The following is a 15,980-nucleotide window of genomic DNA, read 5'->3' on the forward strand; positions in this document are numbered from 1 at the left end:
TGACGGTGACGGAACGGGAATTAATCTCTAAAAAAGATTTGCTTGAACTGACAGGCATTTCTTACGGCCAATTATACCGCTGGAAACGAAAAAATCTCATTCCGGAAGAATGGTTTATTCGAAAGTCGACATTTACGGGACAGGAGACCTTTTTTCCAAAGGAGAGCATTTTGGCGCGGATCGATAAAATCGTGAATATGAAAGACGATTTATCGCTGGATGAACTGGCGGACGTATTTTCGCCGAATTTGAGCGAAGTTGCCCTTGGGCGTTCGGAGCTGGAAAAACGCAACATTGTTACGAAAGAGACGCTCGATTTTTACATCGAACAGCAGGGAACGAGCGCGGTCTATGATTATGAAAAAATAATATGCATGTATGCGCTCGACAAGCTGCTGCAAACCGGAGAGATGACGTTGGAGGAAGGGAAAGGTCTGATTCAGACTATGGCGGAGCATTATCCGAAGCTTCAAGGCAAGAACGGCGAGCTGATCTTTTTTCGGAAGATGGGCATGTCCGGCTTCGTGATTGCGACAAGTCCGGGCGAGGTGTATTTCGAGCCGCGGGTGAGGGTGGTAGCGCGGATTTCGATAGCCGATTGCGCAGAGGAATTGAAAATTAAATTATCGTAACGCGTTTACGAAAATATAAAATGCAGCAAGTACGGAGGGATAACTATGGACAGCAACAACCGCCGCGATCTCATTATTTCCGGCAGCGGCTCTTCCTCGGGCGGAAGCTACCGGAACGTAAAAATTAACGGTGAAGGCAAAGTTTACGGGAACATCGATTGTTTGGAGTTCAGGACCAACGGAGTCAGCGAAGTTTCCGGGCAAGTGAAAGCAAAGCTGGTTCAAGTGAACGGCCAGTCGTCGATGAAAGGCGCCGTCGAAAGCGAGGAAATTAAAGTTTACGGGGGGGCCAAGCTGGAAGGGAACGTATCGTATCTCGATTTTAAATGCCGCGGCAGCGCCCGGGTTGAAGGGAACATGAACGGTGACCGGATCGATCTCGAAGGGGATTTGACCGTCGCCGGTGACTGCGAGGCGGAAACGTTCAATGCCAAGGGAGCGTTCCGGATCGACGGATTATTGAATGCGGGCGTTATCGATATTTCGCTTTACGGTGTCAGCTCTGCGCAGGAAATCGGCGGCGAAGTGATCACGGTACGCAAAAAAGGCTTCAAGTCGCTTCTCAAGTCGTTACTGCCGATGCTCGACGCGAAGCTCGACGCTGAAACGATCGAAGGGGATGAAATTTATTTGGAGAATACGACGGCCAAAGTCGTCCGCGGCAGCCGGATTACGATCGGCCCGGGCTGTGAAATCGATCTGGTCGAATACAAGGAAAGCATGAACCCATTCAAAGGAGCCAAAATTCATGAATACCGGCAAATCTAACGGGAGCCGTCTTGGCTTCGTCGTCGCCGGTCTCTTGCTCGGCATACTGATGGCGGCGATGGACAATACGATCGTAGCGACGGCGATGGGGACGATCGTAGCCGAGCTCGGCGGATTGGACAAATTCGTCTGGGTGACATCGGCTTACATGGTGGCGGAGATGGCAGGGATGCCAATCTTCGGCAAGCTGTCCGATATGTACGGACGCAAGCGGTTTTTCGTGTTCGGCTTAATCGTATTTTTGTTTGGCTCTGTCCTATGCGGAACGGCCGGCAGTATCACCGAGCTCAGCATTTACCGCGCCATCCAGGGTATCGGAGGCGGCGCGCTGATGCCGATTGCGTTCACGATCATTTATGATGTGTTTCCGCCGGAGAAGCGGGGCAAAATGTCGGGATTGTTCGGCGCGGTGTTCGGACTGTCCAGCATCTTCGGACCGCTGCTGGGCGCCTATATTACCGATTATATCGGGTGGAAATGGGTTTTTTACGTCAACGTGCCCATCGGTCTGCTTGCCCTGTTCTTTATTGTCGTGTGCTACCGGGAGTCGCCGGTGCATGCCAAGCAGCGGATTGACTGGTGGGGAGCGGTCACACTGGTCGGTGCGATCGTATGTCTCATGTTTGCGCTGGAATTAGGCGGCGGAACTTATCCTTGGACATCGGGAACGATCCTCGGTCTGTTTGCCGGGTTCGTCGTGTTGTTTGGCGCGTTTCTGTTTGCGGAGACCCGGGTCCAGGAACCGATCATTTCCTTTGCGATGTTTCAAAACCGTCTGTTTGCTTCCAGCAATCTGGTAGGCTTGTTCTACGGCGCAGCGTTTATCGTGGCGACGGTTTATATTCCGATCTACGTCCAAGGCGTGTTCGGCGGCAGCGCCACCAATTCAGGGCTAGTCCTTCTTCCGATGATGCTGGGGACGGTCGTGACCGCACAGTTGGGCGGTTTTCTCGCCGGCTCCGGCAAAATGTCGTACCGCGGCGTCATGATTATTTTCTCCATTTTATTTGCTGTATCCGTCCTGCTGCTTGCTACGCTGACCCCGGATACGCCGCGGTATTTGGTAACGTTGTTCATGATTCTGATCGGCCTCGGTACGGGCGCATCCTTCTCCGTGCTCGGCATGTCGGCGATTCACGGCTTCGAGGCGAAGCAGCGGGGCTCGGCCAGCTCGACGATGTCGTTTGTACGCTCGCTCGGAATGACGATCGGCATTACCGTGTACGGCATTATTCAGCGGAACGACTTGGAATCATCGTTGGCCGGCGCATTCGGCGGTGCCGGGGCGCCGCAGGGGATGAACCTGAAAGATCCGCGCGACTTGCTGTCGCCGACAAGCCGCAGCGCGATTCCGGAGCCGATTCTGGACAAAATTACGGCATCGTTGTCAACGTCGATCTCGCACACGTTCCTGTGGGCTTTGATTCCTGCTGCGCTCACGATTTTGTGCGTCTTATGGATGAGCCGGGAGAAAATCCAAATTTCCCCCGCGCGGCGGGAAATATCCTCCGAACAAGCTGCATCGCATTCGTAAAAACTTCATCGTCCAGTATGGAAGCCTGCTGATCCATTTCAGCGGGCTTTTTATTATTTTAAATCTCATCCCCCTATTAAAATGATACAATAGGAATGAATATCCAAATTTGGAATGGAACAAAGCAGCTGATTGGCGAAAATAGGAGCCGTGCAAAATGAATCATAAGAGCATGCTATTGAAACTGTTTCTTTGTTTAACTTGTCTCGCAGCCGGTTGTACCGGCATGAAGTCCGAAGACAAAGCAACGACGCTAAAGGTATTTTATTACGATAAGGAAAGCTTCAATGACATCTACGGGAAGTTGTTCACCTCTCAAAACCCTCATGTCGAGATCGAAGTCGTCCCGCTGAATGATTACTACAAGAAAGGTTTTTCTGAGGAAGGATATCGGGAGCTTGTAAAAAAAGAACAGCCCGATCTCATTTTCAACTTTAATCTTACAAGCTTCGTTGAGGACGGAATGCTCGTCGATCTGGAGCCTTTGCTGAAAAAATCAAAAGACGTGAACCTCGAGCGGATGAACAAAAATATGACCGCTTACTTAAGGAATAAAGGCGGGGGAAGATTATTCGGCCTGTCACCGACCTTTCAATCCAAAGCCTTATTTTACAACAAGACGTTGTTCGATCAATTCGGGATATCTTATCCAACGGATCATATGAGCTGGGAGGAAGTGTTGCAATTGGCCGCGCGCTTTGCGAAATCGGAGCGCAATGCCGGCAAAATGTACGGTTACTACCATAACACCCGCCATCCTTTCTGGCTTGCTAAAGATATAGCGGAAACCGATGGATTAAGTTTGACGGATGCAGCGGGAAAGAAAATTATGATCAATACTCCAAGCTGGAAGCGTATTTTCGATATGGTTATTACAGGAACGAAGGAAGGCGGGATTTATATCAACCAACCGGGTGACGCGCAAAAGGGAAATCTGCTGCTTGAAAATCCGTTCACGCAAGGGCGAGCGGCTATGACGGTAGAATACTCGTATGAATTGGGGTATCTTTCCAGCGCTAGTTTCGAATGGGGAATCGTTACGGAGCCTGTAAATCCTGCTACACCTAACCAAAGCGCTTCCCTTGATCCCACCGAATTGTTCGGTATTTATGCCGGTTCCAAAAACATAGATAGCGCTTGGCAACTGCTGGAGTATATAAATAGCGAGAAGCTTTCAAAAATGAATGGTCGGGCTGGTACCCACGGCAGTCTTCCAACTTATTTGGATAGCATGCAAAAGAAGGATAGTAACATGGAAGCATTTTATAAACTGTCCCCCCAAGACGCTTATACGCCTTCCGTTCCCCAGGAATTTTCAACCGATTTTTATGAGCAGGTCCGACAATCCATGACCGGAGTGATTGAAGGAGAGCTTGAACTGGACAATATGCTGATTGAGATGAATAAAATCGGACAATTCAAGCTGGATCAAGCCTTGAAAAAAACAAAGCCGGCATAAACAAAGGGGAGCCCTCGGTTTACACCGAAAAGCCCCCTTTTATTACACATATATGCAGACTTACTGCAAAATCTTGTCGATTACCGCGCCGCCGAGACAGACTTCCCCGTCGTAGAAGACGACGGATTGCCCTGGCGTAACCGCCTTTTGCGGCTGGTCGTACACGATTTCGCTGCGGCCGTCTTCGCCGAAATGGACCGTCACGCCTTGGTCGGGTTGACGGTAACGGAACTTGGCCGTACAGTGCAGCGGCTCTTTCGGCGGTTCGCCGGCGATCCAGTTCAAATCCGTCGCCAGCAGTCCGGTGGAGTAGAGCGCCGGATGCTTCTCGCCCTGAACGACATACAAAATATTGTTTTCCAAGTCTTTGCCGGCGACGAACCAAGGCTCTCCGCTGCCGGAGCCGCCGATGCCGAGGCCTTGGCGCTGACCGAGCGTATAGTACATAAGGCCGTCATGCCGTCCTTTTACCTCGCCCTCCAGCGTTCGCATTTCTCCCGGCTTGGCAGGCAGATAGCCGCTCAGGAATTCCTTGAAGTTCCGCTCGCCGATAAAGCAGACGCCGGTGCTGTCTTTTTTCTTCGCGGTCGCAAGTCCCGCTTTTTCAGCGATAGCCCGGACTTCCGGCTTCGGAAGATGGCCGATCGGGAACATCGCTTTCGACAGCTGGTATTGGTTTAGCGCGTGCAGGAAATACGTCTGATCCTTGTTGCTGTCGACCCCGCGCAGCAGCCGGTATTTGCCGTCCCGCTCCTCGACGCGGGCGTAATGGCCGGTGGCGATATAGTCGGCGCCGAGTTCGAGAGCTTTGTTCAAAAACTCCCCGAATTTGATCTCTCGGTTGCACATCACGTCGGGATTCGGCGTCCGCCCTTTGCGGTACTCGTCGAGGAAGTAGGCGAACACCTTATCCATGTATGGTTTCTCAAAATTTACCGTATAATAGGGAATGCCGATTTGGTCGCAGACGCGGCGCACGTCTTCGGCGTCCTCTTCCGCCGTGCAATGCCCGAATTCGTCGGTATCGTCCCAGTTCTTCATGAACACGCCGATGACCTCGTACCCTTGTTCCTTCAGGACAAGCGCGGATACGGAAGAATCGACGCCGCCCGACATCCCGAGAACGACTCGCGGTTTTGTTGTCATGATCATTACCTCGCTTCTATACCTGTACATCGTACGTACATTAAAAGTATTATACATTCAAATCAAGAAAGAATAAAATTTTTCATGAATATGCCACGGTTTTTCTCCCAAATTACAAGGTTTTATGTTACCATAGAAACGATACAAAAATGTATGAAATGTAAACGAGGTGCTACAAGTTGAAGATTTCCACCAAAGGCCGCTACGGACTCACGATCATGATGGAGCTCGCGACGAAGTTCGGAGAAGGCCCCACCTCACTGAAAAGCATCGCAGAAAAGCATCAGCTTTCCGAGCATTATCTGGAGCAATTGGTTGCTCCGCTGCGTAACGCAGGTCTCGTAAAAAGCATCCGCGGCGCATACGGCGGATATATTTTGTCCAAATCGCCCGAAGATATTTCCTCCGGCGATGTGATTCGAGTGCTGGAAGGTCCGATCAGCCCGGTGGATTTCACCGAGGAAGACGATCCGGCCAAGCGCCAGCTCTGGATTCGGATCCGTGACGGAATTGCGCAGGTGCTTGATTCGACGACGCTGTACGATTTGATTTCTTACAAAGATGAAGGAAATCAAAATGACAGCTACATGTTTTACATTTAGACTGCTTTGAAATCCTCCTAACAGATGTGGTGAAAGCTTTGGAGTTCATTTATTTAGATCACGCCGCCACAACGCCCGTACTTCCCGAAGTCGTGGAAGCGATGCTTCCATATTGGACCGGGGCGTACGGGAACCCCTCAAGCACGCATCAAGCCGGTCGGGAAGCAAGAATGGCGCTTAGCGCCGCCCGGGACCGGATCTCCGCTTTTGTCGGCTGCGCGCCGTCCGAGCTCGTATTTACAGGGAGCGGAACGGAAAGCGACAATATGGCGCTGTTCGGTGCGGCTGAGGCGTACCGGGAACGCGGCCGGCATATCATAACGACACAGATCGAACATCATGCCGTTCTTCATGCTTGCGAGCGATTGGAACAGCTTGGATACGAAGTGACTTATGTACCTGTGGACCGATTCGGCCAAGTTTCGCCGAACGATGTGGAAGCGGCCATTCGGCCGGATACGATCCTGATCAGCGTCATGTACGGCAACAACGAAGTCGGTACGCTCCAGCCGGTCGAAGCGATCGGACGACTTGCCAGGGAGCGCGGCATTTGTTTTCATGTCGACGCCGTTCAAGCGTTGGCTCACGTGCCTATCAATCTTCGTGAGCTGCCGGTAGATTTGATGAGTTTTTCCGCGCATAAACTGAACGGTCCCAAAGGGGTCGGCGCGTTATATATAGCCCAAAGCACTCGCGTCATACCGCTGCTCTACGGCGGCGCTCAAGAACGGAAACGCCGTCCGGCGACGGAAAATACGGCAGGCATCGCAGGATTTGCAAAAGCCGTAGAAATTTTTGACCGGAATAGGTATGAAGTGCAACAAAAGATGGAAAAACTACGTCAAGAAATGGTCACCGAATTGAAACGGCGTCTGGCCCCCGGGCAATTTGTCGTCAACGGTCATCCTACAGAGAAGCTTCCGCACATTTTGAATGTCAGCTTTCCCGGCATTTCCACCGAGACGATGCTGATGAATCTGGATCTTGCGGGAGTGATGGCTTCAAGCGGCTCGGCTTGTACGTCCGGCTCCTTGGAAATCTCTCATGTGCTTAAGGCGATGAGCCTGCCGGATGAAGTGACGCAATCGGCCATCCGATTTAGTTTCGGACCGGGCAACGACTCCGGGCAAATGGCTGCTGCCGCTACGGCCGTTGAAACCATTATCAGCCGATTACGTACTAAAGGATAAGGCAAATTTCGATTTGCCGGCTGGGAGAGAAGCTCGTTGAGAAAAGCGCGCGATGTTATCGGATTGCCGGTCATTTGCGTAGAGACAGGGAAACAAGTGGGCAGCGCCAAAGACCTGTTGCTGAACGATGGCTGGGAGGTCGAGTCCGTGCTGCTCGAAGCGGGGCATTGGTTTTCCGAAGCCACGTGTATTGAGCGAAAAGACGTGATAGCGATGGGCGACGATGCTATTACGATTGCTGCAGAACAAGCCGTCCGCCCGCTGAATCCAAGCTCCGCTTGCAGGGCGCTGCTGTTTGGCGAACGCAAGCTTAAGGGACTCCCGGTCATTACCGTCAATGGGCAGCAGCTCGGGGTGGTCGAGGACGTTTATTTGGATCCGGATGGGGGAATAAAGGTAATAGGTTACGAATTGACCGAAGGTTTCATCTCGGATCTAACGGAAGGGCGCAGATGGCTGCCGATGCCGGATGCGGTCAAGGTCGGCGAAGACGCCTTAATTGTTCCCGTTCACGCCAGCGAAGCGCTTCAAGAAATCTTCGGACCAAAAGAAGAATAGGGTGATACCGATGTTACGTTGTCCAAATTGCAATTCCAAGGATATTGGAAAAATCGGCTCCCATCAGTTTTACTGCTGGGGCTGTTTTATCGAACTGACTGTGAACGGGGAAAAAATGTCCGTATTCCAAGTGGAGGAAGACGGCACGCTTAGCTCGCTCGACGATTTGTTTTTTGAAGAAGAAATGCCCGAGCTTCATGCAAACTGACGGGATGCTCCAGAGATATTAATAGGGGAGTTCCGGCTCGAGCATCATCGTATAGTCAAGCACCGCTTTCCGGGACGCTATGAACAGGCGTCTCGGGAAGCGGTTTTTTTATGTGCTGGATTAAGAGCCCGGACTTGTACATATACTGTAAAAAGGCCAACTCTTCGTCAGAAGTCAGAACGAGGTAAAGGGGGGCGCTATGGACCGGTTCCCGAAACAACGGCTGCTCGTCGGCATGATCTATACGCTGCTCGGTTTGATCATTTTGTACATGCTGCTGCAGCTCCGGCCGATGATTGCAGGTTTGTTTGATTTTTTGAAAAAAATTTTGACGCCGTTCGCGATCGCGCTGATTATTTCTTACGTGCTGAATCCGGTGGTGACGCTGCTGGGCGCCCGCAAAGTGCCGCGAACGATGGCCGTGCTGCTCATTTATGCGGTTTTCATTACTTCGGCGACCGTCGTGTTGATGAATCTCATTCCGATGTTCGTGCGGCAGCTCGCGGAATTGAACGATAAGATGCCCGATGTCGCCTTTAAGGCGCAAAGCGTGGTTAACGGCTTAAACGGACTCAATTTTCTCCCGGACAGCGTACGGATGGGCATACAGCAGTCGCTTTCCAAGCTGGAGAACGGAATCTCGCTCGCGATTGCGGAATATATTAACGGTATCGGCAGCACCATCAATACGGTCTTTCTTCTCTTCATCATTCCGTTTGTCGCCTTTTATATCTTGAAAGATTTTCAACTGATCGAAAAATCGACGCTGGCCATCGTGCCGAAAACGCACCGCAAAGAAATCATGTCCATGCTGATGGATATCGATATGGCGCTCGGCAACTATATCCGCGGCCAGTTTACCGTATGTATGATCGTCGGGCTGCTCGCCTACATCGGGTATTGGCTGATCGGCATGCCTTACGCGCTGCTGTTGGCTAGTGTCGTTGCGGTGTTCAACATTATCCCTTACCTCGGTCCGTTTCTAGGAGCGGCGCCGGCGCTGATCGTGGCGTCCACGATTTCCTGGAAGATGGTGCTGTTTGTCGGACTCATTAATACGACGTGCCAAATCCTGGAGGGCAATGTAATCTCGCCTCAAGTGGTCGGCCGTTCGCTCAATATGCATCCGCTTGTGATCATTTTCGCGCTGCTTGTGGGCGGGGAAATTGCCGGAATAACGGGGCTCATACTGGCGGTTCCGTTTTTTGCGGTCATGAAAGTGATTCTGCAGCATCTGTTTATGTATTACATTCATCGGAAGACGACGTGATTATTTTTTTTAGAAAAAAATTTTTTATCGGGCGAAACCAAGCGACCACCTTGTGCGTATATATAGGTTGGCAGCGGCAGGGGAACGTGTCTTCGATATCCGGCCGTTGACCGGATGCCCGCCGGTTGCACAAGACAAGTACATAATCGCGTTGTTTTCGGAGGAGCCTGTCACCAAGGGCTTCTTTTTGCTTTTTTTAGGGTTATGCGGAAGAGCGGCGCGAGCTGGCGGCACCAATAATTTGCATCGGAGAGAGGGTTTTGTTATGGATCAACAAGCACTTATCGCTATCGGATTGTTTGTGATAGCGTATGGTTTCATCGTTTCGGAAAAAATTCACCGGACGATCGTTGCCATGATCGGCGGCATTTTGATGGTTGTGCTGGGCATCGTCAATCAGGAAACGGCGCTTCATCATATCGATTTCAACACGCTTGGCCTGCTGGTGGGCATGATGATTATCGTCGGTATTACCGCGGAAACGGGATTGTTCAAATACATTGCAGTCTGGTCGGCCAAAAAGGCGGGCGGTCATCCGGTCCGCATCATGATCGTACTTTCGCTGGTAACGGCGATCGGCTCGGCGTTTCTGGATAACGTGACGACCGTGCTGCTGATGGTGCCGGTCACCTTCAGCATTACGCGGCAGCTGCGAGTGAATCCGGTTCCTTTTCTAATGTCGCAAATTCTCGCCTGCAATATCGGCGGCACGGCGACGCTGATCGGCGATCCGCCGAACATCATGATCGGCAGCGCGGTGAAAGAACTGACTTTTATGGCCTTCATCAACAACTTGGCGCCGATTGCGGCAATTGTCCTCGCGGTCACTGTGCCGTTCTTTGTCCTGATTTACCGCAAACAGATTCGCACAACGGAAGAGCTGCGGCTTAGCCTTATGACTTTGGACGAAAAGGCGGAAATCCGCGATCCCGCGCTGTTGAAAAAATGTCTTGCGGTGCTTGGGTTGACCCTGCTCGGCTTCTTCGTTCATCAGCTCGTGCATTTGGAGTCGGCGACCGTGGCACTCGCCGGTGCGTTCCTGCTTCTGCTGTTGACCGGCGAGCACTTTCTGGAAGAGGCGTTTCAGCGGGTTGAGTGGACGACGATCTTCTTCTTCGTCGGATTGTTCGTGCTTGTCTCGGGCTTGATCGAAACCGGCGTAATCGCCGCGTTGGCGAACTACGCGGTCGGGGTAACGGGCGGCGATGTGACGAAATCGGCTGTTCTGATCCTCTGGCTCAGCGGAATCGCTTCGGCGTTTTTGGATAACATCCCGTTTGTGGCGACGATGATTCCGATGATTCAGGAAATGGGCACGATGGGAGTCAGCAACCTGGAGCCGCTTTGGTGGAGTCTTGCGCTCGGGGCTTGTCTCGGAGGGAACGGCTCGCTGATCGGCGCGAGCGCGAATCTGATCGTTGCCGGTATGGCGGCTCGGGAAGGCCATCCGATTTCGTTTATGAAATTTTTCGCGATCGCCTTTCCGCTCATGCTGCTTTCGATAGCTGTTGCAAATATATACGTGTATGTGAGATATTTGATGTAACAGCAGTCGGTTAACCGAAGGAGGCTTCACCCATGCTATACTATGAATACGACCGTGAGCTTCTGACCATTGAAGAGCAATCGAACGGACAAGATGTCGAGTTCCGGATGAAGCTTCATCGCCCCGATGCCGGTGTGGAGAAGGCAGTGAAGCGGATTCGCGATTATTTTGACGATAACGACGTGATCACGGACGTCTTATTCTACGCCCACGAAGACGCCGAGTATCAATGGATTGTCCGGCACGATTTCTACGAGGATTTCGTAATCAGTCTGTTCAGGCACCGGCTTGTCCAGCGCATGGCTTGGGAGCAGTAGACGTTCTGTTGACAAGTCTGCTGCCCGAAAGCTATAATTTTGATAAATAGTGCTTATTTTTAGGCACAGGAAAGCGTTGATGAAATTTAAGTACGTCATAGTCCATTAGCCAGAGAGAAGGTTTTGGAGGCGTCGACGGCAAGCTTGCTTGCAGTCTCGCAGCTTCAGCTGGGAAAACCTTTCTAATGAAGGATGACCGAACGCTCATTTCGGAGCGCGGATTCAAAAAGTCCGCCGGGCGGGCCCGTTATCGTCCGGACAGAGGAGATTGTGAAGGCGTATCCATGCAGCCGCACAATAACCAGGGTGGTACCGCGAGCAAATCGTCCCTGTTTCAGGGGCGTTTTTTTGTATTAAAATGAAGTGTCGGGAGGAAAATGAACCCAATGAAAGCAAGTGAAATTCGCGCAAAATGGTTGAAGTTTTTTGAAAGCAAGGGGCACACGATCGAGCCCAGCGCTCCGCTCGTGCCGCACAACGATCCGTCGCTGCTCTGGATCAACGCTGGCATGGCGCCGCTGAAGCCGTATTTCGACGGCCGCGTCGTCCCGGAAAATCCGCGGATCGCGAACTCGCAGAAGTGTATCCGCACGAACGATATTGAGAACGTCGGTAAAACGCGCCGTCACCATACGTTCTTTGAAATGCTCGGCAATTTCTCCATCGGCGATTATTTCAAGGAGGAAGCGATCACTTGGGCCTGGGAGTTTCTGACGAGCCCCGAGTGGATCGGCTTCGACCCGAACCGGTTGTCCGTCACGGTATATCCCGAGGATACCGAAGCGTTCGAACTGTGGAATAAAAAGATCGGACTGCCGGAGGAGCGCATCTACAAGCTGCAGGACAATTTCTGGGACATCGGCGAAGGTCCTTGCGGCCCGTGTACGGAAATTTTCTACGACCGCGGCGACAAGTACGGCGATCTCAGCGATCCCGAGTGCTGGCCGGGCGGAGAGAACGAGCGCTTCCTTGAAGTATGGAACCTTGTCTTCTCGCAGTTTAACCATAATAAGGACGGCAGCTATACGCCGCTCCCGAACAAAAACATCGATACCGGCGCCGGCCTGGAGCGTTTCGCTTCCATTCTGCAGGATGTCGATTCGAACTTCGATACCGATCTGTTCCAGCCGATCATTCAAAAGACGGCCCAGCTTGCCGGCGTGACTTACAAGCAAAACGAAGAGTACGACGTGGCGCTGAAAGTAATCGCCGACCACATCCGTACGGTTGCCTTCTCGGTCGGCGATGGCGTGCTTCCGTCCAACGAGGGCCGCGGCTACGTCATCCGCCGTTTGCTCCGCCGTGCGGTGCGGTACGGCAAGGTACTTGGTATGGACAAGCCGTTCCTGTATACGCTGACTCCGATTGTCGGCGAGGTGATGGGCGTCTACTATCCGGAAGTGGTCGAAAAACGCGAATTCATCGAGAAGATCATCCGCATCGAGGAGGAGCGCTTCCACGAGACGCTGTCCGACGGCCTTGCGATTTTGGCCGAAATGGTCGACAAAGCCCGCAACGAAGGCAGCACGGTCATCAGCGGCCCGGATGCCTTCAAGCTGTACGATACGTATGGCTTCCCGTTCGATCTGACCGAGGATTTCGCTGCCGAGAAAGGAATGACGGTCGACCGCGAAGGCTTCGATCAAGCGATGCAGGAGCAGCGCGATCGTGCCCGCGAGGCCCGCAAAGAGACTGACAGCATGAAGGTACAGGGCGGTCCGCTGGCCGATTTCACGGTTAAAAGCGAGTTTGTTGGATATACTGATTTGGTAACTGCTGCTAAAGTGATCGCGGTCGTGCATGAGAATCAGTTTGTCGATTTGGTCGGAACGGGCGAGACGTGCCAGGTGATTTTGGACCAAACCCCGTTCTATGCCGAGAGCGGCGGTCAGGTCAGCGACCACGGATATATTACCGCAGGCGATACGGTGCTCAAGGTTGAGGACGTGGGCAAGGCGCCGCACGGCCAGCACGTGCATACGGTTGTCGTGGAAGCGGGCGTGCTGCGCAAGGGCGACACCGTTCAGGCAACGGTAACGCAGAATGTGCGTGAAGATATTATTAAAAATCATACGGCTACCCACCTGCTGCACAAAGCGCTCAAAGAAGTGCTCGGCGAGCACGTGAACCAAGCCGGATCGCTGGTTGCGCCCGAGCGCCTGCGCTTCGACTTCTCGCACTTCGGCAGCATTTCCGCAGAAGAGCTGCAGGATATCGAGCAGCGGGTCAACGCGCAAATTTGGAAGAGCATCGAAGTCGAAATTTCGCTCAAACCGATTGCCGAGGCCAAGGCCATGGGGGCTATGGCGCTCTTTGGCGAAAAATACGGCGACATCGTCCGCGTCGTGCAAGTCGGCGGCTACAGCCTGGAGCTGTGCGGCGGCTGCCACGTGCGGAACACGAGCCAGATCGGCTTGTTCAAAATCGTCAGCGAGTCGGGGATCGGCTCCGGCGTGCGCCGGATCGAAGCGACGACGGGACGGAACGCCTATCAATATTTGGACGGGCAACTGCAACTGCTGCGCGATGCGGCAAGCCTGCTGAAATCGAACATCGGCGACGTGCCGAAGCGGATCGACGGCTTGTTTGCACAGCTTAAGGAAGTATCGCGCGAGAACGAATCGCTCAAAGCGAAGCTGAGCGGCATTGAAGCGGGTTCTTTGACCGATCAGGCGAAAACGGTGGACGGCGTAACGATGCTTGCCGCTCAGGTGAGCGCAGGCGATATGGAGACGCTCCGCAATATTGTCGATCAGATGAAGACGAAGCTCGGCTCGGCCGTGATCGTGCTCGGAGCCGCTGCGGAGGATAAGGTCAATCTGGTTGCGGCCGTTACCCCGGATCTGGTGTCGAAGGGCTACCACGCAGGCAAGCTGATCAAGGAAGTCGCTGCTCGCTGCGGCGGCAGCGGCGGCGGCCGTCCGGACATGGCGCAAGCCGGCGGCAAGGACGCTTCCAAGCTGCAGGAAGCGCTGCAAAGCGTGGAGCAGCTCGTCGCGGCAAAATAATAATTTTGCCGTAAACAGGAATTTTTAGGATCGTGGCGAATAAGTCAGTATTGATCAATGCAGGGGGGTGCCTCTAAATGAGTTCGATGGATAAAACGATGAAGTTCAACGTAAAAGCGGAAGAGATCGAGACCTCACCCAAAGAAGTCATTCTAGCGGTGTACGACGCGCTGCAGGAGAAGGGGTACAATCCGATCAACCAAATCGTAGGCTATTTGCTCTCGGGCGACCCGGCTTACATTCCGCGTCACAACAATGCGCGCAGCATCATCCGCAAGCGGGAGCGGGACGAATTGATCGAGGAACTGGTTCGTTCCTACTTGCAGCACTATAAATCCTAAAGTCCGGTGAATGCTGCGGAGGGGCGGAATCGTTCTGGAGAAGCGTTAGCGGTCGCCTTTGTCTCCGGATTCTAACCTCTCAAAAGGTTATCTGATCCAAGAATCCGGAGCCGGGGTCCCCGCAAAGTAGTCGATTTTACTTCTTGGATTGGACTTCACTTTGTGGGGGAGAGCAGCGATCGGAAGGATGATCCGCTCACGCAGCAAGCCTATTATTCAACGGACTTAGCCACCAGACTGGAGAACCTAATGCGCTTGATGGGATTGGATTACGGGGACAAAACGATCGGCGTCGCCGTCAGCGACGAGCTCGGTTGGACCGCGCAGGGGCTTGAAGTGATCCGGAGAACGACCGAGGAGCGCGATATGGCCCGCCTCCGGGAGCTTATCGCGCAATACAGCGTCACGGAAATCGTCGTAGGCCTGCCGAAAAACATGAACAACACGATCGGTCCGCGTGGAGAAATTTGTATCGCATTTTCAGAGCAATTGAATGAAACCCTACAATTGCCGGTGCATTTGTGGGATGAAAGGCTGACAACCGCCTCCGCCCAGCGCACGCTGCTGGAGGCGGACGTCAGCCGCAAGAAACGAAAGCAGGTCATCGACAAGATGGCGGCTGCGCTCATTTTGCAAGGATATATGGATGCCCAATCCAACTCGAAGAGGTGAAAAACGGTGACAGATAAAGACCAAAATTCCAATCAGGAACAACTGCAGGAAGAGCCCGAAATTATTTACATTCCCGATGAGGAAGGCAACGAAGAAGAGTTCGAAGTCATCATGCATTTCAAAGTGGACGGCTCGGATAAAAAGTACATGATGGTTGTTCCTGTCGATGCCGACGAGGAATCCGACGAAGTGTACGCGTTCCGCTATGAAGAAGACGGCGACGATCTGCAGTTGTACACGATTGAGGACGAAGAAGAATGGAATATCGTGGAGGAAACGTTCAACACGCTGATGGACCAATACGACGACGAGGAAGAAGAATCGTCCAAGTAAAACGGCGACCGGTCTCCCGTCCGGGAGGCGGGCCGTTTGCATAAGGAGGCTGGAACGTTGAATCCGAATATGGCAGCGACGCCGACCCGTCAGTTGCGGGAAACGTTCGGAGATGATATTATTTTGTATGACGAAGAGCAGGAATCCGTCGTCTATCGTATCGTCTCCGAATTGATCCTGGGCGATCAAGGGTACGCGATGCTTGAAAAAGCGAAGCCGGGCAAGGAAGACGAACCGGAAATTTACCGTGTGACACGGAAAGATGACGGGGAGCTTGAGCTTGAAACGATCGAAGACGACGATGAATGGGAAAACGTCTCCGAGCTTTTCGACGAGTTGACTTTTCCGGCTGACGAACAGTTGTAATGTACAACTTTTTTCTGAAGGAAGCCTGAG

Annotated in this window: 17 protein-coding genes; 16 read left to right on the plus strand and 1 reads right to left on the minus strand. The window is 52.7% G+C overall.

Annotated elements, in window-relative coordinates; genetic code table 11:
* The first annotated feature begins 5 nt into the window (after positions 1-5).
* The 4 genes from QJ48_RS25735 to QJ48_RS25750 all read left to right on the plus strand — a co-directional run bounded on the left by QJ48_RS25735 (position 6) and on the right by QJ48_RS25750 (position 4,393).
* Positions 6-632, plus strand: coding sequence for a YhbD family protein (locus tag QJ48_RS25735; RefSeq protein WP_237763065.1), 627 nt, complete (start codon positions 6-8; stop codon positions 630-632).
* Positions 633-677: 45 nt separating this feature from the next.
* Positions 678-1,400, plus strand: a complete 723-nt coding sequence (locus QJ48_RS25740; RefSeq protein ID WP_054976263.1) for a polymer-forming cytoskeletal protein — start codon at positions 678-680, stop codon at positions 1,398-1,400.
* Complete coding sequence (locus tag QJ48_RS25745; RefSeq protein WP_054976264.1) at positions 1,381-2,934, plus strand: MDR family MFS transporter; 1,554 nt, start codon at positions 1,381-1,383, stop codon at positions 2,932-2,934. The genes QJ48_RS25740 and QJ48_RS25745 overlap by 20 nt, the downstream gene beginning before the upstream one ends.
* A gap of 157 nt (positions 2,935-3,091) precedes the next feature.
* On the plus strand, positions 3,092-4,393 hold the full coding sequence (locus QJ48_RS25750) for an ABC transporter substrate-binding protein (RefSeq protein ID WP_054976265.1): 1,302 nt from the start codon (positions 3,092-3,094) through the stop codon (positions 4,391-4,393).
* 60 nt (positions 4,394-4,453) lie between these two features.
* Here the strand turns inward: QJ48_RS25750 and mnmA are convergent, their stop codons facing one another.
* A complete protein-coding gene (gene mnmA / locus QJ48_RS25755; RefSeq protein WP_157261756.1) occupies positions 4,454-5,539 on the minus strand; it encodes a tRNA 2-thiouridine(34) synthase MnmA in 1,086 nt (361 codons plus the stop codon).
* A gap of 179 nt (positions 5,540-5,718) precedes the next feature.
* Here mnmA and QJ48_RS25760 point away from each other — a divergent pair, with 179 nt between their 5' ends.
* The 12 genes from QJ48_RS25760 to QJ48_RS25815 all read left to right on the plus strand — a co-directional run bounded on the left by QJ48_RS25760 (position 5,719) and on the right by QJ48_RS25815 (position 15,950).
* On the plus strand, positions 5,719-6,141 hold the full coding sequence (locus QJ48_RS25760; RefSeq protein WP_054976267.1) for a cysteine metabolism transcriptional regulator CymR: 423 nt from the start codon (positions 5,719-5,721) through the stop codon (positions 6,139-6,141).
* A 38-nt stretch (positions 6,142-6,179) separates the two neighbouring features.
* Complete coding sequence (locus QJ48_RS25765) at positions 6,180-7,331, plus strand: cysteine desulfurase family protein (protein WP_054976268.1); 1,152 nt, start codon at positions 6,180-6,182, stop codon at positions 7,329-7,331.
* A 36-nt stretch (positions 7,332-7,367) separates the two neighbouring features.
* Positions 7,368-7,889 carry a PRC-barrel domain-containing protein gene (locus tag QJ48_RS25770; protein ID WP_054976269.1) on the plus strand — a complete coding sequence of 174 codons (522 nt, stop codon included), beginning with the start codon at positions 7,368-7,370 and terminating at the stop codon, positions 7,887-7,889.
* A gap of 10 nt (positions 7,890-7,899) precedes the next feature.
* The gene (locus tag QJ48_RS25775; RefSeq protein WP_010497085.1) at positions 7,900-8,097 is read left to right on the plus strand and encodes a hypothetical protein; all 198 of its coding nucleotides are present in this window, start codon (positions 7,900-7,902) and stop codon (positions 8,095-8,097) included.
* 199 nt (positions 8,098-8,296) lie between these two features.
* Entirely contained in the window at positions 8,297-9,367 is a 1,071-nt protein-coding gene (locus tag QJ48_RS25780; RefSeq protein WP_054976270.1) for an AI-2E family transporter, read from the plus strand.
* 265 nt (positions 9,368-9,632) lie between these two features.
* The gene (locus QJ48_RS25785) at positions 9,633-10,913 is read left to right on the plus strand and encodes an ArsB/NhaD family transporter (protein WP_054976271.1); all 1,281 of its coding nucleotides are present in this window, start codon (positions 9,633-9,635) and stop codon (positions 10,911-10,913) included.
* 32 nt (positions 10,914-10,945) lie between these two features.
* Entirely contained in the window at positions 10,946-11,230 is a 285-nt protein-coding gene (locus QJ48_RS25790; protein ID WP_010497092.1) for a hypothetical protein, read from the plus strand.
* Between the two features lie 386 nt (positions 11,231-11,616).
* On the plus strand, positions 11,617-14,238 hold the full coding sequence (alaS, locus tag QJ48_RS25795) for an alanine--tRNA ligase (protein ID WP_054976272.1): 2,622 nt from the start codon (positions 11,617-11,619) through the stop codon (positions 14,236-14,238).
* A gap of 77 nt (positions 14,239-14,315) precedes the next feature.
* Entirely contained in the window at positions 14,316-14,579 is a 264-nt protein-coding gene (locus QJ48_RS25800; RefSeq protein WP_025850272.1) for an IreB family regulatory phosphoprotein, read from the plus strand.
* 249 nt (positions 14,580-14,828) lie between these two features.
* Positions 14,829-15,251 carry a Holliday junction resolvase RuvX gene (ruvX, locus tag QJ48_RS25805; RefSeq protein ID WP_054976273.1) on the plus strand — a complete coding sequence of 141 codons (423 nt, stop codon included), beginning with the start codon at positions 14,829-14,831 and terminating at the stop codon, positions 15,249-15,251.
* Between the two features lie 6 nt (positions 15,252-15,257).
* On the plus strand, positions 15,258-15,584 hold the full coding sequence (locus QJ48_RS25810; protein WP_054976274.1) for a DUF1292 domain-containing protein: 327 nt from the start codon (positions 15,258-15,260) through the stop codon (positions 15,582-15,584).
* A 69-nt stretch (positions 15,585-15,653) separates the two neighbouring features.
* Complete coding sequence (locus tag QJ48_RS25815; protein WP_054976302.1) at positions 15,654-15,950, plus strand: DUF1292 domain-containing protein; 297 nt, start codon at positions 15,654-15,656, stop codon at positions 15,948-15,950.
* The last annotated feature ends 30 nt before the right edge of the window (positions 15,951-15,980 follow it).

Source organism: Paenibacillus sp. A3 (assembly GCF_001399685.1).
Classification (GTDB): Bacteria; Bacillota; Bacilli; order Paenibacillales; family NBRC-103111; genus Paenibacillus_G.

What these genes read in the sequence shown, in the direction of transcription:
- QJ48_RS25815 (WP_054976302.1), top strand. Translation starts at nt 15,654, where the DNA reads ATGGCAGCGACGCCGACCCGTCAGTTGCGGGAAACGTTCGGAGATGAT.
- QJ48_RS25740 (WP_054976263.1), top strand. Translation starts at nt 678, where the DNA reads ATGGACAGCAACAACCGCCGCGATCTCATTATTTCCGGCAGCGGCTCT.
- ruvX (WP_054976273.1), top strand. Translation starts at nt 14,829, where the DNA reads ATGCGCTTGATGGGATTGGATTACGGGGACAAAACGATCGGCGTCGCC.
- QJ48_RS25750 (WP_054976265.1), top strand. Translation starts at nt 3,092, where the DNA reads ATGAATCATAAGAGCATGCTATTGAAACTGTTTCTTTGTTTAACTTGT.
- QJ48_RS25775 (WP_010497085.1), top strand. Translation starts at nt 7,900, where the DNA reads ATGTTACGTTGTCCAAATTGCAATTCCAAGGATATTGGAAAAATCGGC.
- mnmA (WP_157261756.1), bottom strand. Translation starts at nt 5,539, where the DNA reads ATGACAACAAAACCGCGAGTCGTTCTCGGGATGTCGGGCGGCGTCGAT.
- QJ48_RS25785 (WP_054976271.1), top strand. Translation starts at nt 9,633, where the DNA reads ATGGATCAACAAGCACTTATCGCTATCGGATTGTTTGTGATAGCGTAT.
- QJ48_RS25780 (WP_054976270.1), top strand. Translation starts at nt 8,297, where the DNA reads ATGGACCGGTTCCCGAAACAACGGCTGCTCGTCGGCATGATCTATACG.
- QJ48_RS25790 (WP_010497092.1), top strand. Translation starts at nt 10,946, where the DNA reads ATGCTATACTATGAATACGACCGTGAGCTTCTGACCATTGAAGAGCAA.
- alaS (WP_054976272.1), top strand. Translation starts at nt 11,617, where the DNA reads ATGAAAGCAAGTGAAATTCGCGCAAAATGGTTGAAGTTTTTTGAAAGC.
- QJ48_RS25800 (WP_025850272.1), top strand. Translation starts at nt 14,316, where the DNA reads ATGAGTTCGATGGATAAAACGATGAAGTTCAACGTAAAAGCGGAAGAG.
- QJ48_RS25745 (WP_054976264.1), top strand. Translation starts at nt 1,381, where the DNA reads ATGAATACCGGCAAATCTAACGGGAGCCGTCTTGGCTTCGTCGTCGCC.